The sequence below is a fragment of the Streptomyces sp. 2P-4 genome (assembly GCF_030167965.1).
Taxonomy (GTDB): Bacteria; Actinomycetota; Actinomycetes; order Streptomycetales; family Streptomycetaceae; genus Streptomyces; species Streptomyces globosus_A.
In genome coordinates this window covers 6,393,793-6,413,878 of sequence record NZ_CP095011.1, presented here as the reverse complement: position 1 = coordinate 6,413,878, position 20,086 = coordinate 6,393,793, and the positions used below count along the sequence as shown (strand labels likewise).

The following is a 20,086-nucleotide window of genomic DNA, read 5'->3' as shown; positions in this document are numbered from 1 at the left end:
CCGGTGGTCGCGTGGGAAGCCAACGTCGAACGCCTGTGGACCATAGGTACGCAATGCGGCGGATGCAACGAATGGTCCGGATGTCCGGGCGAAGTCCCTTCGATTGGCTCCCTGCGGGCGCATCAGCCCTGCATGCGCCCCTTGCCACCGGCGTGCGCCGGTGTGCGGGGCGCGCAAGGCCGGGTTCAGGCCGCGGTGCCGGCCTCGCGTTCCTCCGCCGCGCCGGCCTCGCGGGCTGCCCGTCGCCGCCGTGCGTCCTCGTCGGTCTCGGAGTCGTACGTCACCAGCGAGGGCAGCAGGGCGGTCAGGGCGGCGACGGCGCCGACGCACAGCAGCCCGCCGCCCCAGAACGCCGAGCGGGTGCCGGTCCAGCCGGCCATGGCGCCGGCGCGGACCTGGCCCAGCTGGGGGCCGACGCTGTACGAGAGGACCTCGATGCCGGCGAGGCGTCCGCGGAGCTCCTCCGGAATGGTCTGGTTCCAGATCGTCGCGCGGCCGAGCCCGCTGAGCATGTCGCCGGCGCCGGCGACGGCCAGGCACAGCAGCACGAGCCAGATGTCCGCCGACAGCCCGGCGGCGGCGATGGCCCCGCCCCAGACGGCCGCGCCGCACACGACGAACAGGCCGTGCCGGCGGATCCGGGAGGTCCAGCCGCTGGTCATGCCAAGCAGCAGGGAGCCGACCGCGCCCGCGGAGTACATGAGGCCGAGCGCCCACACGGCGTCGAGCTCGTCCGCGAGGAAGGGGTAGATCGTGTGGGGGAAGGCGAGGAACATCGCCGCCAGGTCCACGGCATACGTCCCGAGGAGCACGGGGCGGCTCCACGCGTAGCGGGCGCCCTCGGCGATCCCGCGCAGGGAGGGCCGTTCCGCTCCGGGGGACGGCGGGGCGGGCGCCAGGCGGGTGCACAGGAGGACGGACACGGCGAAGCCGGCGACGGTGACGGCGTACGCGGCGGCGTAGCCCGCGGAGGCGACGACGATGCCGGCCGCGGCGGGCCCGGCGATGGCGCCGATCTGGTAGCGCAGGGCGTTGAGCGCGGCGGCCGCGGTCATCTGCTCGTGCGGCACGATCCGCGCCATGAGCGAGTCCAGCGCGGGCCGCTGGAGCCCGGCGAGCGCGGAGACCCCGGCGGCGACGACGTACAGCGGCCACAGCAGCGGCTCGGGCAGCAGGGCGTTGACGAGCAGGAGCAGCGCGAGCACGCCGAGCCCGGCCTCGCTGAGCATGATGAGCCGCCGCCGGTCGAGGGCGTCGGCGAGCGCGCCGCCGTAGAGGCCGAAGACGACGAGCGGGACGAGCTCCACCGCGCCCATCGCTCCGACGGCCAGCGGTGAGTCCGTCAGGTGCTTGATCTGCAGCGGCAGCGCGATCATCGCCATGAACGAGGTGAAGAAGGTGATCGCACCCTGGAAGAACAGGGTGCGGAAGTCCCGGCTGGAGCGCCAGGGGGCGAGGTCGGGCAGGAGCCGGGACAGGAAGGCGGTACTCACAGCCGTTCATCGTGGGTGACGCCCAGGCGCCCCGGCAAAGGGTTTTCGGTCAGGGTGCGGCGGCCTCCCCCAGGTGCTGCCAGAGGAAGGTGAAGGCGAGCGCCTCGTTCGCGGCGGCCTGCTCGTTGTCGGAGGCGCCGCCGTGGCCGCCGCCGGTGTTCTCGTGGAAGAGGACGCGGTGGCCGAGCGCGCGGAGCCGGGCGGCGGCCTTGCGCGCGTGTCCGGGGTGGACGCGGTCGTCGCGGGTGGAGGTCATGAGCAGCACCGGCGGGTAGGGGCGGTCCGCGGCGAGGTTGTGGTACGGGGAGATGGCCTCCAGGTGGGGGCGGTCGGCGGGGTTGTCCGGGTCGCCGTACTCGGCGGTCCAGGAGGCGCCGGCGAGCAGCCGGTGGTAGCGGAGCATGTCCAGCAGGGGCACGCGGGCGACGACGGCGCCGAAGAGCTCCGGGTTGCGGACGAGCATGGCGCCCATGAGGAGGCCGCCGTTGCTGGCGCCGGTGATGCCGAGCCGGCTCGGGGCGGTGATGCCGCGGGCGGTGAGATCGGCGGCGACGGCCGCGAAGTCCTCGAAGGCCCGCACCCGGTCGGCGCCGAGGGCGGCGCGGTGCCAGTCGGGCCCGTACTCGGAGCCGCCGCGGATGTTGGCGACGGCGTACGTGCCGCCGCGGGCGAGCCAGGCGCGCCCGGTGACGGCGTCGTAGCCGGGCGTCTGCTGGTCGCGGAAGCCGCCGTACCCGTACAGCAGGGCGGGCCCGGGCTCGTCCTGCTCCTCGGGGCCGACGACGAAGTACGGGACGGCGGTGCCGTCCGCGGAGCGGGCGAAGAACTGCCGCACGGCCAGGCCGGACGTGTCGAAGCGGGCGGGGGCCTGTTTCAGCACCTCCGAGTCGGCGCCGATGTGCCCGTACGTGAGGGTGGACGGCTGGAGGAAGCCGGACACGTCGAGGAAGAACTCGTCGGAGGCGTGCGCGTCGGTGTCGGTGATCGCGGCCGACGACAGCGGCGGCACCTCGGCGAGCGGCCGCCGGCTCCACCCGCCGGGCCCGGGGGTGAGGATTTCCAACCGGGTCGCGACATCGGCGAGGGTGTCCAGCACCAGGTGGCGGCGGGTCCAGCAGTGCCCGGCGAGAGCGGTCCGCCCGTCGGGCGCGAACAGCACCTGCGGCGTGCGGTCGCCGGCCAGGAAGGCCTCGAAGTCGAAGACGAGCAGCGACCCGGCCTGCTGTCCGAGCCACGGGCTCTTGGGGGTGACGACGAGCCACTCGCGCCACACGTACTTCCCGGCGTCGTCGGGCACGTCGATCCGCACGAGCCGCTCCCCGTCGACCAGGTGGACCTCGTACCGGAAGAAGTCCGTGCAACGGGAGACGAAGGACCGCTCGTAGCCGGGTGTCGGGTCGTGCCAGGCGGAGGCGGACACATCGCCGGCCTCCGCTTCGAACACGGTCTGCGCGTCCTCCAGCGGGGTGCCGCGCCGCCAGCGCCGCACGGTGCGCGGGTATCCGGACGCGGTCAGCGAGCCGGGCCCGAAGTCCGTCCCCACGAAGACGGTGTCCTCGTCGATCCAGCCGATCCGCGTCTTCGCCTCGGCGACCCGGAAGCCCCCTTCGACGAACTCCCGCCGCTCCAGGTCGAACTCGCGCACGACGACGGCGTCGGAGCCGTCCCGGGAGAGCATCACCAGGGCGCGCCGGTACGCGGGGCGGAGCACGGACGCGCCGGCCCAGACCCACTCCTCCCCCTCGGCCGCGGCGAGCGCGTCGACATCGAGGAGGATCTCCCAGGCGGGTTCGTCCTTGCGGTACTGCTCCAGGGTCGTGCGCCGCCACACGCCCTTGGCGCGGCCGGCGTCGCGCCAGAAGTTGTACAGGTGTCCGCCGCGGCGGACGGTGTAGGGGATCCGCTCGGCGTCGTCGAGGACTTCCCGCAGCTCGGCCCGCAGGGCGTCGAACCGGGGGTCGGCGGCGAGCACGGCGGCGGTCTCGGCGTTCCGCTCGGCGACCCACGCCAGCGCGGTCGCGCCTTCCACGTCTTCCAGCCACACATACGGGTCTTCGGTCACCCGATGATTGTGCCGTGCCGGTCAGGCCGTCAGTGGCCGGTCGTCGGCACGCACCGGCGCAGGCAGCTCGGTCCGCCCGGTCAGATAGGAGTCGACGGCGGCGGCCGCGGCCCGCCCCTCGGCGATCGCCCACACCACGAGGGACTGCCCGCGCCCGGCGTCGCCGGCGACGAACACCCCCTCCGCACGGGGCGCCGCGAACCCGCTGTCCCGGGCGAAGGCGCCGCGCCCGTCCCGTACCAGCCCCAGCTGCCCTTCCAGCCGGCAAGCACGGTCGGGTCCCGAGAAGCCGAGCGCCAGCAGGACCAGTTCGGCCTCGACGGCCTGCCCGGTCCCCGGGACGGGGCTGCGGTCCTGCGGTTCGACCCGGGTCAGGTGCAGGGCGCGTACCCGCCCGCCGGCGTCGCCCTCGAACCGCAGCGTGGCCAGGGCGAACAGCCGCGGGTCGGCCCCCTGCCGCCCGCGGGCCTCCTCGTGCGCATGCGAGATCCGGTACACCTTCGGGTACACGGGCCACGGCTCATGGCCGGCCCGTCCGCTCCCCGGCTCGGGGTTGATGTCGATCTGCACGACCGACAGGGCGCCCTGCCGCAGCGCGGTCCCGACGCAGTCGGACCCGGTGTCCCCGCCCCCCACCACGACGACGCGCCGCCCCTCGGCCGTGATCCGCGGCTCGGCGGCGTCCCCCTCCCCCACCCGGTTGGCGCACACCAGGTACTCCATCGCCTGGTGCACTCCCGCCAGCTCCCTCCCCCCGACGTCCAGATCCCTGGCCTGCCCGGCCCCGACGGCGACGACGACGGCGTCATGGCGCCGACGCAGTTCCGCCGCATCCACCCCGCCCCCCACCTCGCACCCGGTGCGGAAGACGGTGCCCTCCTCCCGCATCTGTGCGATCCGCCGCTCCAGGTGCGACTTCTCCATCTTGAACGCGGGAATGCCGTACCGCAGGAGCCCCCCGACCCGGTCGTCGCGCTCGTAGACGACGACGGTGTGCCCCGCCCTCGTCAGCTGCTGCGCCGCGGCGAGCCCGGCCGGCCCGGAACCGATCACCGCCACGCTCCGCCCGCTGTGCCTGCCGGGCGGCGCCGGGCCGACGTACCCGCTCTCCCACGCGTGGTCGGCGATGGCCTGCTCGACGTTCTTGATGGTCACCGGGGCGCCCTCAAGCGCCAGCACACACGCGTCCTCGCAGGGAGCCGGACAGAGGCGCCCCGTGAACTCGGGAAAGTTGTTGGTGGCGTGGAGCCGGTCCGAGGCCGCCCGCCAGTCCCCGCGGGCGGCGTACGCGTTCCACTCGGGGATCAGGTTGCCCAGCGGGCACGCGCCGTGGCAGAACGGCACCCCGCAGTCCATGCAGCGGTTGGCCTGGGCGGACACGAGGGGCAGCAGCACCTGCCCGGCGTACACCTCGCGCCAGTCCCCGAGCCGCTCCTCGGCGGGCCGGGGCGGAACGGGGCTGCGTGCGGTGTGCAGGAATCCGGACGGGTCGGTCATGCGCCGCCTCCCCGGGTGTGCGGGCGGGCGTTCAGACCAGGCTACGTCGCCGGGCCCGGCTCTTCCCGTCGAAGGACGGCGTGCGGGCCCGCACCCGGGCCCGCACCCGGCACCGTCACTCCACCTCGCGGTGGTAGACGCCGGCCAGGGCATCGGCGAAGAGGGTGAACTGCACGAAAGCCTCTCCGCCGATCTCCAGCTCCACCGGCTCGGCGGCCACCAGTACGTGGTCGCCGTAACTGTCGAAATCGCCGGGGCTGTCCGCGACGCCGATGTGGATCGGGGTCTCGTCGGGAAGAGCGGCAAGCGCCTCGCGCAGCCGTCCGGCGGTCCATACCTGCGGGTTGTGGTCGAAGGTCTCAGCCATGCGGCAGACAGTAGGGCCGGCCGGGGCCCCGGGTGGTGGCGCCGCGCCGTTCCACCGCGCATCACCGCCCCGGAACGGCACCCCGGCCCGGGTCACAGGCCCCTGGTGTGCAGCAGCCGGTTCGGGGTTCCGGCGGGGACGTCGCCGAGTGCGTCGCGGACCGCCCGGCCGAGGAGTGCCGCGCGGACCTGGGCGGGGGTGGCGGACGGGTGGGTGGCGAGGTGGAGGGCGGCGGCGCCCGCCACGTGCGGGGCGGCCCAGGAGGTCGCCGCGGCGTCGGCGGTCGTGGCGCCGGCGCCGGCGAGCGCCGAGGTGATCTCCGCGCCCGGAGCGTACAGGTCCACGCACGCCCCGTGTCCGGAGCCGTGGCTGCCGCCGTCGGTCCAGTGGCGGTCGCTGCGCGTGGACGCGGCGACGACGATCGCGCCCCGTGCCCCGGCCGGGGAGTGGGCGCAGGCGTCGTCGGCGAAGTTGCCGGCCGAGACCACCACGGGGATGCCCGAGGCGATCAGCCGCTCGACCGCGGCGTCCAGGGCGGCGGACCGCTCTGCCAGGTTGAGCGACATGTTGACCACGGCGGGGCGCCGCGCGTGGGCGGCGACCCATTCCACGGCCCTGATGACGGCCGCTTCCGCTGTCGGACCGGAAGACGGGCCGGCGGACGGGCCGGCGTCCTTGCGCGCGCCCGGCCCGCTTCCCTCCTCGCAGGCGAGGGCCTGCACGCGGACGAGCTCCGCGCCGGGAGCGACCCCGTACGTCCGGCCTGCGATGATGCCGGCGACGAACGTGCCGTGGCCGAGGCCGCCGCCGTCGTGGCAGTCCCCGGCGTCGGGGTCGCCGACGAAGTCGGCGCCGAGGACGGCCCGCCCGCCGAACTCGGCGTGCTTCAGATCGAGGCCCGTGTCCAGGACGTACACACGGACCCCGCTGCCGTCGGTGCCCGCCGCGAACCGGCCGTCGAGGGGGCCGGTGCGCTGGTCGAGCCGGTCGAGGTGCCAGGGCACCCCCGCGCGGACGGCGGGCGTCGCCGGGGCCGGCGGCGGTGCGGACGCCGGCGCGGACGGCGGAGTAGCGGAAGGGGAGGAGGCGGGGGGCGGCGCGACCGGCTCCTCCTCGGGGGAGCACGCCGCGAGACCCGTCACACCCACTGCCGCCGCCACCGCCACGGCGGCCGCTCTCCGCCCCGCCCCGCCGCGCCCGCGTCCCATGCCGGTCCCCTGTCGCCGCTGCCGCCGCCGTGCCGCCGTCGGCGGTGGAGACGTACGGATCCCCTCCCCCGGTTGCGCCCCCGCCGGACCGGCGCCTCAGCCCCCTGCGCCCTCCGTCCGCGCCCGCTCCAGGACCGCCTCGACGTCCACCCCCGTGGGCAGCGTCCCGTAAGCCCCTCCGTGCTCGCCGCCCAGTCGGGAGGCGCAGAACGCATCGGCCACGGCCCCGGGGGCGTGGCGCTGGAGGAGCGCGGCCTGGAAGACGAGGGCCATGGTCTCGGCGAGCTGCCGGGCCCGGTACTCCGCCTCGGCCGGGTCGGCGAGCTGCTTGTGCAGTCCGGCGACGGCCGCGTCCAGGTGCCGGTCGGCGCCGGCCGCGAGCCCGACCTCGGCGAAGAAGGCCTCGACGGTCTCCGGCTGCCGGGACATCGCCCGCAGCGAGTCCAGCGCCGCGACGTTCCCCGAGCCCTCCCAGATGGAGGACAGCGGCGCCTCACGGTAGAGGCGCGGCATGCCGGAGTCCTCGATGTAGCCGTTCCCGCCCAGGCACTCCAGCGCCTCCGCGGCGTGCCCGGGTGCCCGCTTGCACACCCAGTACTTGGTGACGGCCAGGGCGATCCGGCGCAGTACCGCCTCGTCGGAGTCCCCGCCGGCCACCCGGTCCGTGGCGCCGGCCAGCCGCAGCGCGGCCGCGGTGGCGGCCTCCGATTCGAGTGCCAGGTCGGCGAGGACGTTGCGCATCAGCGGCTGGTCGACGAGCGCCCTGCCGAAGGCCCGCCGGTGCGTGGCGTGGTGGACGGCCCTGATGGTGCCGAGGCGCATGCCCGATGCGCCGCCGAGGACGCAGTCGAGCCGGGTCGTGTTGACCATCTCGATGATGGTGGCGACCCCGCGCCCCTCCTCCCCCACCAGCCACCCGGACGCGTCCTCGTACTCGATCTCCGCGGACGCGTTGGACCGGTTGCCCAGCTTGTCCTTGAGCCGCTGGAGCGCGATCCGGTTGCGGCTGCCGTCGGGCAGCACGCGCGGCAGCAGGAAGCAGGACAGTCCGCCCGGGGCCTGCGCCAGCGTCAGGAACACGTCCGACATGGGCGCGGACGTGAACCACTTGTGCCCGGTGAGCCGGTACATGCCGTCTCCGGCCGGGACGGCCGTCGTGGTGTTGGCGCGCACGTCGGAGCCGCCCTGCTTCTCCGTCATCGACATCCCGGCGATCAGCCCGGCCTTGGTGTCGGGCCGGCGCAGTCCGAAGTCGTACGTCCGGGAGCCGAGCAGCGGCTCCAGCCAGGAGGCGAGCGCGGGCGTCGTGCGCAGCGCCGGGACGGCGGCGTACGTCATCGACACGGGACAGGTGTGCCCGGCCTCGACCTGGCTCCAGACGATGAACTTGGCGGCGCGTGCGACGTGCGCGCCGGGGCGGTCCTCGGTCCAGGGTGCGGCGTGCAGTCCGTGGGCGACGGCGGTGCGCATCAGCTCGTGCCAGTGCGGGTGGAACTCGACCTCGTCGATGCGGTGGCCGTAGCGGTCGTGGGTGCGCAGCACGGGCGGGTTCTCGTTGGCCAGGCGCCCCCATTCGGCGGCCTGTTCGGAGCCGGCGAGCACGCCGAGCCGGTGGATCTCGGGCAGGGCCCAGTCCGCGCCCTCGCGGTCGACGGCCTCCAGCAGGGCCGGGTCGGCGGCGGCGTCGTAGCCGTGGTGCGGCGGGACCTGGTTGGTGACCTCATGCGTCCGGGGCATCGTGTCCTCCAAGGGCACGCAGGGTGAAGGTGATCAGGGCGGGCACGACGTCGCCGGGGGCCGCGTCCCCGTCGGCGAGGGGCCCGACGAGCGCCTCGGCTGTCGCTCCGACAAGGGCGGCGGCGGTCAGGTCGGGGTCCTGCGGGGGGAGTTCGCCGCCCGCGACGCCTTCGGCGATGCGGGCGGCGAACACGTCGCGGAAGGCGCGGCGGAAGACCAGGCGCTCGGTCTCGACGGCCTGGTCGGCCGGCTCGGCGAGCAGGGCGAACGCCCGTCGCGGCGCCTGGAGCGCCCGGTCGGCGAAGGTCTCCGCGGCGGCGGCCACCCGCTGGGCCGCGGTGCCGGGGCGGTCCGCCGCCGCGGCGACGGCCTCGACCTCGCGGGCGACGAGGGTGCGGAACAGGGCGGCGGCGAGCTCGGACTTGCCGGAGAACACCTGGTAGACGCTGCCGGTGGAGATGCCCGCCTCGGCGGCGATGGCGGCGACGGAGCAGCCGGTGTACCCCTCCCGGGACAGCAGGCGGACGGCGGCTTCCAGGACGCGGTCGCGGCGGGCGTCGAGGCGGGCCTGCACGGCCGGGGGGCGGCGGTAGGGCATGCGAAGAATTGAAGCACTGATTCACTGCTTCATGCCAGAGGTCTGCGCAACCCCGGGCCGGGGCGGCGGGCGGCAGGGCCGACCGCCGCCCACCGCTCACCCCGCGGCCTCCAGGGCCTCCGCCAGCCCCTCCGGCAGCCGCCCGCCGTGGATCACCCCGAGGCTCTGTGTGGCGCGCGTCAGGGCGACGTACAGGTCGCTGGGCGCGAAGTCGGCGGGCTCCACGACGACCACTGAGTCGAACTCCAGGCCCTTGGCCTGGCGCGGCTCCAGCAGCACGACCTTGCGGGTGAGGTCGGGCTCGGCTCCGGCCCGCACCCCGGGCACACGGTCCGCGATGGCCTCGTGCAGCCCCCGCGGGGCGATCACCGCGAGCCGGCCCTCGGCCGGCGTACCCCGCCGCACCGCCTCCCCGACCTGCTCGGCCAGGTCCGCAGGCCCGCCGCCCCCGGCCCCGCCGGCGGGCCGCAGCCAGGGCCGGCGCCCGGTGGACCGCACCGACCGCGGCGGCTCGAAGCCGGGGTGGCGGGCCCGCAGCACGGCAGCGGCGACGTCCATGATCTCGGCCGGCGTACGGTAGTTGACGCCGAGCCGGACCAGCTCCCACCGGTCGCCCACGTACGGCTTCAGCACCTGGGCCCACGAGCCGCAGCCGGCCTCCTCCGCGGTCTGGGCGGGGTCGCCGACGAGGGTCATGGAGCGGGTCGGGCAGCGGCGCATCAGCAGCCGCCACGCCATCGCGGACAGCTCCTGCGCCTCGTCCACGATGACGTGCCCGAAGGCCCAGGTGCGGTCGGCGGCCGCCCGTTCGGCGGTGCTGCGGTGGTCGGCCTCCTCGTGCCGCTCGGCCATCCGTTCGGCGTCGATGATGTCGTGGGCGGCGAGGTACTCGTTCTCCATGTCCTCGAACTCGTACGACTCCGACCCGGCCGACAGGTCCAGCACGCCCTGCGCGTACTCGATCCGCTCCTGCCGTGCGCGTTCCTGCGCGGCACGCCGGGCGCTGTCGTCGACGCCGAGGAGTTCGGCGGCCTCGTCGAGGAGGGGGATGTCGGCGGGCGTCCAGTCGCCGGGGCCGGTCACGGGCCGCCGGATCAGTGCGGCCTCCTCCTGCGGCAGGTGGGCGGGATCGGCGAGGAAGTCGGCGACGAGAGCGTGCGGGGTGAGCGGCGGCCACAGGGCGTCGATCGCGGCGTGCACGTCCGCGCTGGTGGCGATCTCCTTGCCCAGCTGGGCGATGTCGTCGGCGCCGAGCAGGTTGGGGCCGCCGAACGGGTCCGCGCCGAGCCGGTCGGCGAGCTGGTCGGTCAGGGAGTCGATGACGGAGAACGCGAAGTAGGGGCGGGCCAGGTTGTGCGGCAGGCCCGTGGACCGTGCACGGTCGCGGGCCGCGTGGGCCATGGTCCGGTCGAGCAGCAGGGTGCCGTACCCGTCGTGGTCGATCTCCAGGGCCGGCTCGGGCACGAGGTCGTTGTCCTCGCCGCTTGCGGCGGGCAGCGCCTCGGGGAGGGTCTGGCGGTCGGCGACGACGCGGGCGAGGACGTCGGCCATCCCGGCGCGGCCCTTGATCTCGGCGGCGGCCGGGCTGTCGGTGCCGGCGGCCGTCACCCCGGGGAAGAGCTCGCCGATGGTGGCGAGGAGTACGCCGGTCTCGCCCAGGGCCGGGAGGACCTCGCCGATGTAGCCGAGGAAGGCGGGGTTCGGGCCGACGATCAGGACGCCGCGCCTGGCGAGCAGCTCGCGCCGGGCGTACAGCAGGTAGGCGGCGCGGTGCAGGGCGACGGCCGTCTTGCCGGTGCCGGGGCCGCCCTCGACGACCAGGACGCCCTGGTGGGGGGAGCGGATGATGCGGTCCTGCTCGGCCTGGATGGTCTCGACGATGTCGTGCATGCGGCCGGTGCGGGCCGCGTCGAGGGCGGCGAGCAGCACGGCGTCGGCGTCCGCGCCTTCGAGGCCGGTGCGCTCCGGGTCGGCGAGGTCCAGGATCTCGTCGTGGAGGGCGGTGACCTCGCGGTCGCGGGTGGTGATGTGCCGGCGGCGGCGCAGGCCCATCGGGTGGTGGCCGGTGGCGAGGTAGAAGGGGCGGGCGGCGTCGGCCCGCCAGTCCAGGACGAGGGGCGTGCGGTTGGCGTCGTCCTGCCTGATGCCGATACGGCCGATGTGGTGGTCGCGGCCGTCGGAGAACTCGAGCCGGCCGAAGCAGAGGCCGTTCTCCCCGGAGTTCAGGGCGGAAAGCAGCCCGGACTGCTCAGCGACCAGGACGTCGCGCTCCAGACGTGCCTGGAAACCGTTGCCCGCACCTTTGGCGAGGGCCTCACGCACGGCACGTTCGGCCTGGTCACGCAGGTCGTCGAGACGTGCGTAGAGCCCGTCGACGAATTGCTGCTCTTTACGGAATTCCGTGGTTGACAATTCCACTCCCGACCCGATATAGTGTCCTCGTAAGACTGCTTCGCGCTGCTCTCGAAAAACAGGTGCGAAGAATTCAATATACCGCTCCCCCTCCCTCGGAAGCCAAATCGCTCCGGGCCGGGGTTTTCTCGTTTCCCCCCAGACCGCCGCGGGTCACCCGTACGGACCACTCGTCGAGGCCTTCCGGGCGATGCCCTGCTGTGGTGGACGTAGGAGCAGTCCACCCGACGGGGAGGCCACATGTACGAGATGCACCTCGGCGAGGCGACCAGCGGGCCCGGCCCGGTCTGGCACGTCGTCGCCCACGACCGGTCCGCCACCCTCTGCGGCCGGCCCCTCGTCCCGGCGGGCGGCAGCGACACGGACCGCCACTGCCTGCCCTGCATGTCGGCCTTCCACGCCGTCATGACCGGGGAGGCACCGGGGGGCTGACCCCGGCCCTGGACCGAACACGGGTTTGACCGGGCGGTGACGGGTGATACGCATGCACGTCCTCCGCTTCCGGGCGGACGGGAAGCCACCCGTCCGGGCCGGACGGGATGCCCGAGGGAGCCAGCATGCCGGAAGACGACACCGCCACCCGCCGACAGGACCAGGACGGAGCCTGGGCCCGCGATCGCGACCCCGGGCGCGCCTCGAACGCCGACGCCGGCCAGGCCTACGCCGGCGGCGAGCACCGCGGCAACGGACGCAACGAGAACCGCAACGAGCGGGCGGACCGCCAGTGGCAGGAACTGGTCCAGGAGATACGAGTCGTCCAGACCGGCGTGCAGATCCTCTTCGGCTTCCTCCTGACCGTCGCGTTCACCCCGCGCTTCCAGGAGCTGGACGACCCCGACCGGACGATCTACATCATCACCGTGGTCCTGGGCTCCCTCGCCACCGGAGCGCTCATCGGCCCGGTGGCCTTCCACCGCATCGTCTCGGGCCGCAAGATCAAGCCGGAGGCGGTCACGTGGGCCTCCCGCCTCACCATGACAGGCATCGTCCTGCTGCTCGCGACCCTCGTGTCCGCGCTCTCCCTCATCCTGCGCGTCACCACCGACGACCACATCGTGCCCTTGCTGGTCGTCGGCGTCCTGGCCTGGTACCTGCTGTGCTGGTTCGCCCTGCCGATGTGGGTGCGCGGCCGCAAGACCAACGGCAAAGACGATCCGGGGGACGGCAAACGGCCCCGCTAGCGGACGAAAACCGCATGAGCAGATGATCATCCCTGTGGCACAGTGGCCGGTCGTGCCACGGCCGCCCCGGCCGCGGCACCCGGACCCGACCGCGGAGGACACGCACATGACCGGCACGACCAGGGTGGCCGTCGCCACCTCGGCCCTGGGCCTGGCCCACGACTCGGACCTGCCCGTGCTGCTGGAGGCGCTGCGCGCCCGCGGCCTGGAGGCGGAGGCCGCGGACTGGAACGAGCCGGACCGCGACTGGTCGCGCTACTCCGCCGTGACCATCAGGTCGACGTGGGACTACGCCCTCCGGCGGCCCTCGTTCCTCGCCTGGGCGGAGGCCGTCGAGGCCGCCACCCTGCTGGACAACCCCGCCGACGTGGTCCGGTGGAACACGGACAAGCGCTACCTGCACGACCTCGCCGACCGCGGCGTCCCCGTCGTCCCCACCCGGTTCGCCGCCCCGGGCGAGGACGTGCCGCTGCCCGAGGAGGGGCACTTCGTCGTCAAGCCGTCCGTTTCGGCAGGTGCGCAGGACACCGCCCGCTACGCCCCGCACCAGCGCGGCCTCGCGGCCGCGCACGCCGCCGCCCTGCACGCCTCCGGGCGCACCGTGATGGTGCAGCCCTACCTGTCGCGGATCGAGGAGGGCGAGCGGGCGCTGGTCTTCCTCGGCGGCGTGTTCAGCCACGCGATACGCAAGGGGCCGGTGCTCACCGAGACCGGCCTCGACAACACCCGCACCCCGCACCCCGGCCTGGCCCCGCACCAGCCCACGGCACCCGAACGGGAACTCGCCCGGGCGGCCCTGGCGGCCGTGCCCGCGGACCGTCCGCTGCTGTACGCGCGCGTCGACATCGCGACGGCGGACGACGGCCGGCCGGTCGTCATGGAGCTCGAACTCGTCGAGCCGGACCTCTTCCTGGGGCACTCCGCCGACGGCGCCGCCCGCCTGGCGGGCCTCATCCGCGACCGCGCCGCATCCGCGGCCCGACCCCGCGCCTGAGCGGCGGAGAAGCAGGTGCCGGCGGCCACCGCCGTCCTGCATGATGGGCGGCCCCATCCTTGGGGCCGCCCATGCGTTCGAGTGAGGACATCCCGGTGCAGTCAGCGGCTTCGTTGACGCGCTCCCCGCCCTAACAGGTCGTTTCAGAATCAGGGCCGCAGGCTGCGGGGTGGCTTGCATGACGCCTGCAGTCGTACAGAACCGCCCCCTTCTCCGGCGTCTGTGAGGGCGCATCTCTCAAGCGCGGAAATGACGCCGGTGCCCGCATTCGCCCGGATGGGCCTCGCCGCGAGACGACTACCGCTTGACTGGTCGGTCAACCGGACTTTACGGTTGACCGACCAGTCAAGTGGAGGGCCGATGACGGACGACACCCGCACTCGCCTCGTGCGGACGGCGCGCGCGCTGATCCACGGTTCGTCGTTCGCCGAGGTCGGCATCGGGGACCTGTGCCGGGAGGCGGGAGTGCACCGCGGCAGTCTGTACCACTTCTTCCCCTCCAAGGAGGCCGTCGGTCTCGCCGTGATCGACGCGAACTGGGAACTCCTCAAGGCGCTCCTGGACGAGGCGTTCGACAGTGAGGCGCCACCGCTGGAGCGGATCGACGACTTCGTCGCCGGGTTCGCCAGCATGCTGACCGCGGCCCGGGACCGGATGGGCGCCGTGCCGGGCTGCCCCATCGGCAACCTCGCCCTCGAACTGTCCGGGCGGCCCGGAGAGGCGTCAGCCAGAATCGCCGAGATCCTGACCGCGTGGCGGCGGTACTTCCGCGACGCCATCGCCGAGGCCGTACGCAGAGAGCACGTACCGCCGGCAGTCGACCCCGACGCGGCGGCCCTGCGCGCGCTGTCCTACCTCCAGGGCGTCACCCTCATGGCCAAGGCATACGACCGGCCCGCGCTCGTCGCCGAGTCCCGAACGGCGATCCGCGCGCTGATCCAGACCCCCACCACCTGAGCCCCCCGGCCGGCAAGCGATCCGGCCGGGGAGTGTCACCCGCCCCCGCGAGGGGACCGTTCCCCCTGCCCGTTGACTTGACCGTTCGGTCAAGTCAACGGACAGGCCTACCGAGGAGCACACATGGACGCGCACCTTCCCACACAGCAATCCGGTCCGGACTACCGCTTCGAACGCTTCCGCACGCGGCTGCTGATCGACGACATGACATTCGGCCGCGACGCCCTCGGCCCCGGCGGCCGTCTGCCGGAGTTCGACCTGCCCACCCTCGACGGAGGCCGCTTCACCTCCCGCGCACTCGGTCGACGGCCGGTGCTCATGGTCTTCGGATCTCGGACCTGCCCCGTCACCGAAAGCGCCGTGCCCGTACTCAAACGACTCCACACACGATTCGGCGAGCGGGTCCGCTTCGTCCTGATCAACACCCGTGAGGCGCATCCCGGGCAGACGATCCGCCAACCGGCCACCGCCGCCGAGAAGCACCGGCACGCACAGCAGCTGCGCGACCACCACGACATCCCCTTCGAGGTCGCGGTCGACGACATCGACGGCACCCTGCACCGCGCCTTCACCCCCAAGCCGAACTCCGCCTACCTCATCGACGCGACCGGAACCATCACCTTCCGCGCCCACTGGGCCAACGACGAGACGGCCCTGCACCGAGCCCTGGAACAGGCGGCATCCGGGAACACCGTCCACGGCCGCAGCAGGGCCATGGCAAGGCCGCTGCTCCGCGCCGTCGGACACCTCCCGGGCATCATCACCGCCGCCGGCAGCAGGACCGGCCACGACGTCTGGCGCGCCGCACCTCCGCTCGCGATCCTCGGCGCGCTCTCACGGCTCTTCCCCCGCCTTCCCGCCGACCGGCGAGGCCCCGCCGCCGCGGCCACCGCCCTGATCGCCTGCGCGGCAACCGTCGGCCTGGTCGTCGTACTGGTGTGACGCTCACCCCACAGGGGAGGCCGGCGACGCCGACTCCACCGGAAAGGCTTGCGGTCGGTCCCGTTTCCTCGGCCAGCTGGGGGTGGTGCCCTTCCGCGCGAGACGCCTGGTCATAAGGGTGATGGCGGCCCAGGTGATCAGGGTCTCGGAGTGCTGGATGAGCCTTTCGTAGTCCTTCGCATGGCGGCGGGCGTGCATCATCCAGGCGAGCGATCGTTCGACGACCCAGCGACGGGGCAGGACCACGAAGGCGGAGGCGTCCTTGGGTCGGCTGACCGGCTTGATCGTGAGGTTGAGGTGCCGTTTGGCCCAGCCGACGAGCTTTCCGGCGTATGCCGAGTCAGCCCAGACGATCGTGATCTCACAGCGGAGGCGGCCGTTCTCCACGCTTCGAGATGTCGAGTCACAAAGCATCAGAGAAAAGCCGCTGTGTATGGGTCTGTCTGTCGACGTGCCCGGACGCGAGGCATTGGACGTGTCGCCCCGCTTTCGTGTCGAGTTCTGCGACTGCCTGTATGCGCGGGCGAACGCGCTCATCGAGCTCACCGACGCGGTGCTGTGTGCGGGCGGGCCGGTGAACACCCTGGTCGAGCTGTCACTGACGGCCGAGCACGGCGCGCACACGGCGCCTTGTATGCGGGGCTGGACCGCGGCTGGATCGAACCGAGGCGTCTGCGACGCGTCCTGGCCGGGTTGCCGCTGCCGAAGGTAGCCGACGGACGGATCGTACTGGCCGTGGACGTGGGCAACCGGCTCCGCCCCGACGCTCCCACCAGCGACGACCGGCTGTTCTGCCACGTCCACGGACGTGGCGACCGCAAGACGGATCTACTCCTTCGTCGCCGCCCCGGCGTCACGAACATGGCCAAGGCGGCACTGAACATGCTCACCCGCACCAGCGCCGCGGACCTCGCCGCCCGCGGCATCCACGCCTGCAGCATCGACACCGGCTGGGTGACCGACGAGAAGCCGCTGCCGGCGCGAGAGCGGCACGCCGCCACGGGCTGGCGCCCGCCGCTGGACGTCGTCGACGGCGCGGCCCGCATCTGCCACCCCGTCGTGCAGGGCCAGTCGGGCACCCCGCTCCACGGGGTGCTCCTGAAGGACTGCCGGCACGTCCCCTGGTGACCGCTCCGACAGGGCAGACCCGACAGGCGCGGCGCGGCCCCACGGGGCCGAGGCGGGGCTTATAGCAGACCGGCCACCCTCGCAGGGAGTTTTTCGCGAGGTTCACCCGTTTGCCCCGGTCCGTCTCGGCCTCAACAAAAGTGCGGGTAAATTCGTTGATCGTGACGGATTCCGGGGACCACGGCTTACCCCTTCCCAAGCGCCTCGACACGGCGCGGACCAGCCGCTGCAGCGCCACGGCCCTGCGGCGCGCTCTCGTACGCCCCCGCCACCGCCCGGCACGGAGGGCGGCTCCCGCGCGTCAGGACGCGTTGAGCACGGAACCGCACACCGCGCACGCCGGGACCCGGGGCGCGCCGACGGCAGTTCCCTCGGCCCCCTCGCGCGGCGTGTGCACGGCATCCACGTGCAGGGACAGCACGTGTTCGAAGTGCTGTTGGCGCTGCAGTTCACGGCGGTCCGCGGGGTGCAGCCGGCCGACTCCTCCCGACGACCACGCGGTGAGGGCCGTACCGAGCACGGCGCACACCAGCACACTCCACAAGAACACGTCTGCCACGACGGCTGCCTTCCTCGACTGACTCAGGGCGCTCCCGAGACGATCCGGGAACACCTCGACATAACGCAGCGGCATATGCAGGGTTGCGCCCTGTCATCCGATTGCAGCCCCGCCCCCTCGCCCCCGACCCCTCCGGCGAACGCTGCGGCCTGCGCAGGAAGGCGCCGACGGCCCTCATGCAGGCAAGGGGCGCGCGCCGGCCGCCGCGCGCCGCGCGGGGTGGCGCATGCGCATCCTCGGTTGTTCCCGCCCCTTCGCACCATGGGCCACACGCGTCACTCGCGTGTCCCGGGGGGGCGCGCCCGGGCCCGGCGCGGTATCGGCCGAACGTGCAGCACAGACGGGGTGCGGGGCACCTGGCCGACCACCCCCCGACCCGTGCAGACCGATAAGAAGACACGGGTCAACGCCCGCTGACACCGGCCGCCCTCACCTGGATGGAGCACAACCCAGTCCGGCGGCCCGCGCGTTGGGTGGACTATGACAACAGCACAGCACCCCGCCATGTACCCGCGGAGCGTCGACAGCGACGGCGGCGACGTGCGAACCGGCACCACGAGGGCGGGCTCGTGGACGTACGTTCCGACCCCGGCCTACGGGGACCCCGATGCGGGCCCGCTCCTGCGGCGCGGCGCCGACGAGGTGGTCCTCCACTACGCGGCCCCCGCGCTGGAGGGTCTCCTGGACACGCTCCGCAGCGTCGAGATCGCGTGCACGCGGAGGTGGCAGGCCATGGCGCGGCCTGCCGTGCCGGCCACGGCGTTCGACGTGTCCGTCCGCGAGTACCCCGGGCAGAGCCACCGTGTTTGAACCGTACGGTCTCCACGACATGACCGCCGCCCCCCACCCGCACCCGGACACGCTGCTGTTCTGGCCCGGCCAGCACCAGGAGCGGCACGACCACCACGAGCGCCATGACCGGCACGACCGGCACACCCTCCTCGGCACGCCGACGGCCGAGGGGGGCGTGCCGTGGGACGCGGCGGAGGAGCTGGCCTACCAACTCCACGAAGCCGCGGGCGCCATACCGGCCGAGCCACTCGACCGGATCGTCTTCGACGAACCGGCCGACCCGGTCGGCCCCGCCGTCGCCGGCCTGGGCACAGGCGTAGGCGTCGGTACGGGGACGGGCGCGGGCATGGGGGCGGGCATGGCCCCCTCGGCCGCCGACAAGTGGCCGCACCCGCCGGCCCACGCCGGCCACCGCCGGACGACGTCCGGGGCTTCGACCGTGACACTGCTCCGCACGGGCAGCCTGCTCACCTCCGTGCTGGTCGCGGTCATCGCCGCCGTCGTCAGCCTGTTCAGCGGCATGGCCATCTGCGACGCGCTGCGCCACAGCGCCGGACCGCGGACCGCGCACGACGTGGTGAGCTGGTGGCCCCTGTTGATCTACGGGCCCTGGATGGTCGCCTCCCTGTCGATCCTCCGGGCCGCCCTGCACCAGCGACGCGCCATCCACTCCTGGTCGATCGTCCTGCTGTTCTCCACCCTCGCCACCCTGCTGTGCCTGGCCCAGGCGCCCAGAACCCTCGCCGGGCAGGCGGCGGCGACCCTTCCGCCGATTGCCGCACTGGCCTGCTTCCAGCAGCTCGTCCGCCAGATCACGCTCACGCGACCGCCCCGCCAGCCCTCGCCGCGGCACCGCAACAGCCGCAGCACGCGCGCGCCGGCCCCGATCCCGCCGCAGGCGGCCGTGCGGAGCCAGGCGGCCGCGGGCCTGCCGGACTTCGCGCTGGCCGACCGCAGCGGCAGCCTGCCGCCCTCCCCAGGGCGCAGATTCCGCTACGGGTCCTGACCGCGCGGCGGCACCCTGCTCCCGCGGCGCATGCCGCACCCCCGCACACCTCCCCCGCGCGACGCGCTCCACGCGCCGGCACACGTACCGACACGGCCGGGCGCGGCGCGGCCGGTAACCGGTGGCGACTCCTCGGCACCTCACTCCTTCCCGGACCGTCGAGGCCCGTGATCACGCACTTGTCCGGGAAACGAAGATCGAAAGCGATAGGTCACGGGTTGCCCGCGGTGTCAGTCCTTCGGGTCCACCCCACTGACCAGCCGCGAGGGGCAGCGCAGGGCTCCGGCCTGCTGCCCCCGCGCGGCCCGGCGTCGGCCACCGCCGACGCTCCCGCGAAACGCCCCGCACCGGTCCGCCCCCTCGGCGGGCCGGGCGTGCGCCGGGCGCCGCCGAGCCCTGCGCGCACACCATCCCTGCGAAACGAAAGGACACCACCATGGCCTACGAACTCACGCGCGCCGAGCGCATCCAGTACCGGCAGCGCCAGGACGAGGCGTTCCGGGCCGGCGAGGCGGCCGCCGCGAACCTCCGGGCCGCCCTGGCACTCGCCGGCCTCGTCCTCCCCTCCCTGGGCAACGACGGGCCGGTGGGCTGCCGGGGCATCGTCCGGCTCGGCGGTTGCAGTACGGCCGTCGCCGACAGGCTCGCCGAGGTCATCGCCGCCGGCGCCCGTGCCCGTGCCGGGCACGACGTGCAGCCCTGAGCGCTGCCGCGGCCCCTCCCTCCCCTCCGGCTCCGGCGCGCCCGCGCCGCGGCCGGCTCCTTCCGCCACGGCGACGCCGCCGTGGTCCGCCCCTCCCCCACGTTCGGAGTATGCGCATGGACGCATGGCAGTCCCTCAAACGCCCGAAGGCACCGCGGGCCGCACTCGACCCCTACCGCTTCCCCGGCCTGCGCGGCCTCACCGCCGACACGGAACCGGAAGCCCTGGAGCCCGAGGACCCGCTCCCCCCGGCCGCCCGGTCCTCCGACTCGCTCACGTCCTGCGACCGGCGGCGCCTGGACCTGCACGCGTGCCTCACCGTGGCGGGCGTCCCCCCGGCCGCCGAGGACCTGCACGCCATCACCGTGCTGTCGGCGGCAGACGACGCCACGTACACGGCCGTCCGGCGGTGGATCACGCACATGCGGTGAGCCGGAGCAGCCGCTGCAC

General features: G+C 74.0%; 20 protein-coding genes and 1 pseudogene. 11 read left to right on the top strand and 10 right to left on the bottom strand.

What is annotated here, in order from left to right; all coding sequences use genetic code 11:
• Positions 1-185: 185 nt before the first annotated feature.
• The 8 genes from MUK52_RS28620 to MUK52_RS28585 form a co-directional block, all read right to left on the bottom strand.
• Entirely contained in the window at positions 186-1,493 is a 1,308-nt protein-coding gene (locus MUK52_RS28620) for an MFS transporter (protein WP_284581248.1), read from the bottom strand.
• A 49-nt stretch (positions 1,494-1,542) separates the two neighbouring features.
• Entirely contained in the window at positions 1,543-3,555 is a 2,013-nt protein-coding gene (locus tag MUK52_RS28615; protein WP_284581246.1) for a prolyl oligopeptidase family serine peptidase, read from the bottom strand.
• Between the two features lie 21 nt (positions 3,556-3,576).
• A complete protein-coding gene (locus tag MUK52_RS28610) occupies positions 3,577-5,052 on the bottom strand; it encodes a glutamate synthase subunit beta (RefSeq protein WP_284581244.1) in 1,476 nt (491 codons plus the stop codon).
• Positions 5,053-5,167: 115 nt separating this feature from the next.
• Positions 5,168-5,419, bottom strand: coding sequence for a DUF6225 family protein (locus MUK52_RS28605; protein ID WP_114056272.1), 252 nt, complete (start codon positions 5,417-5,419; stop codon positions 5,168-5,170).
• 92 nt (positions 5,420-5,511) lie between these two features.
• A complete protein-coding gene (locus MUK52_RS28600) occupies positions 5,512-6,627 on the bottom strand; it encodes a S8 family peptidase (protein WP_284581243.1) in 1,116 nt (371 codons plus the stop codon).
• Between the two features lie 96 nt (positions 6,628-6,723).
• Complete coding sequence (locus MUK52_RS28595; protein WP_284581242.1) at positions 6,724-8,364, bottom strand: isovaleryl-CoA dehydrogenase; 1,641 nt, start codon at positions 8,362-8,364, stop codon at positions 6,724-6,726.
• A complete protein-coding gene (locus MUK52_RS28590; protein WP_114056274.1) occupies positions 8,348-8,962 on the bottom strand; it encodes a TetR/AcrR family transcriptional regulator in 615 nt (204 codons plus the stop codon). Before MUK52_RS28590 ends, MUK52_RS28595 begins: the two co-directional genes overlap by 17 nt.
• Positions 8,963-9,058: 96 nt before the next feature.
• Complete coding sequence (locus MUK52_RS28585; protein WP_284581241.1) at positions 9,059-11,374, bottom strand: HelD family protein; 2,316 nt, start codon at positions 11,372-11,374, stop codon at positions 9,059-9,061.
• 240 nt (positions 11,375-11,614) lie between these two features.
• Between MUK52_RS28585 and MUK52_RS28580 the strand changes: the two genes are divergently transcribed.
• The 5 genes from MUK52_RS28580 to MUK52_RS28560 all read left to right on the top strand — a co-directional run bounded on the left by MUK52_RS28580 (position 11,615) and on the right by MUK52_RS28560 (position 15,448).
• A complete protein-coding gene (locus tag MUK52_RS28580; RefSeq protein ID WP_114056276.1) occupies positions 11,615-11,806 on the top strand; it encodes a hypothetical protein in 192 nt (63 codons plus the stop codon).
• Positions 11,807-11,931: 125 nt separating this feature from the next.
• The gene (locus MUK52_RS28575; protein WP_284581240.1) at positions 11,932-12,555 is read left to right on the top strand and encodes a DUF6328 family protein; all 624 of its coding nucleotides are present in this window, start codon (positions 11,932-11,934) and stop codon (positions 12,553-12,555) included.
• 106 nt (positions 12,556-12,661) lie between these two features.
• Entirely contained in the window at positions 12,662-13,549 is an 888-nt protein-coding gene (locus MUK52_RS28570) for an ATP-grasp domain-containing protein (RefSeq protein WP_114056277.1), read from the top strand.
• Between the two features lie 360 nt (positions 13,550-13,909).
• Positions 13,910-14,506: a TetR/AcrR family transcriptional regulator gene (locus MUK52_RS28565; protein WP_284581239.1), complete on the top strand. Its 597-nt coding sequence runs from the start codon at positions 13,910-13,912 to the stop codon at positions 14,504-14,506.
• 123 nt (positions 14,507-14,629) lie between these two features.
• Entirely contained in the window at positions 14,630-15,448 is an 819-nt protein-coding gene (locus MUK52_RS28560; RefSeq protein WP_284581238.1) for a TlpA family protein disulfide reductase, read from the top strand.
• Between the two features lie 63 nt (positions 15,449-15,511).
• On the opposite strand, the pseudogene MUK52_RS28555 reads toward MUK52_RS28560, so the two are convergent.
• Positions 15,512-15,811, bottom strand: a pseudogene (locus MUK52_RS28555) (transposase); the annotation flags it as partial.
• A gap of 70 nt (positions 15,812-15,881) precedes the next feature.
• Here MUK52_RS28555 and MUK52_RS28550 point away from each other — a divergent pair.
• Positions 15,882-16,160 carry a hypothetical protein gene (locus tag MUK52_RS28550; RefSeq protein ID WP_502963641.1) on the top strand — a complete coding sequence of 93 codons (279 nt, stop codon included), beginning with the start codon at positions 15,882-15,884 and terminating at the stop codon, positions 16,158-16,160.
• A complete protein-coding gene (locus tag MUK52_RS33320; RefSeq protein ID WP_502963605.1) occupies positions 16,079-16,576 on the top strand; it encodes a transposase in 498 nt (165 codons plus the stop codon). The genes MUK52_RS28550 and MUK52_RS33320 overlap by 82 nt, the downstream gene beginning before the upstream one ends.
• Before the next feature lie 301 nt (positions 16,577-16,877).
• On the opposite strand, the gene MUK52_RS28540 is transcribed toward MUK52_RS33320, so the two are convergent.
• A complete protein-coding gene (locus MUK52_RS28540) occupies positions 16,878-17,135 on the bottom strand; it encodes a hypothetical protein (protein WP_162793256.1) in 258 nt (85 codons plus the stop codon).
• A gap of 480 nt (positions 17,136-17,615) precedes the next feature.
• Here MUK52_RS28540 and MUK52_RS28535 point away from each other — a divergent pair, with 480 nt between their 5' ends.
• The 4 genes from MUK52_RS28535 (at position 17,616) to MUK52_RS28520 (ending at position 20,067) form a co-directional block, all read left to right on the top strand.
• A complete protein-coding gene (locus MUK52_RS28535) occupies positions 17,616-17,945 on the top strand; it encodes a hypothetical protein (RefSeq protein WP_284581237.1) in 330 nt (109 codons plus the stop codon).
• 19 nt (positions 17,946-17,964) lie between these two features.
• Complete coding sequence (locus MUK52_RS28530; RefSeq protein WP_284581236.1) at positions 17,965-18,933, top strand: hypothetical protein; 969 nt, start codon at positions 17,965-17,967, stop codon at positions 18,931-18,933.
• Between the two features lie 436 nt (positions 18,934-19,369).
• Positions 19,370-19,636, top strand: coding sequence for a hypothetical protein (locus MUK52_RS28525; RefSeq protein ID WP_284581235.1), 267 nt, complete (start codon positions 19,370-19,372; stop codon positions 19,634-19,636).
• 116 nt (positions 19,637-19,752) lie between these two features.
• Positions 19,753-20,067, top strand: coding sequence for a hypothetical protein (locus tag MUK52_RS28520; protein ID WP_114056280.1), 315 nt, complete (start codon positions 19,753-19,755; stop codon positions 20,065-20,067).
• The last annotated feature ends 19 nt before the right edge of the window (positions 20,068-20,086 follow it).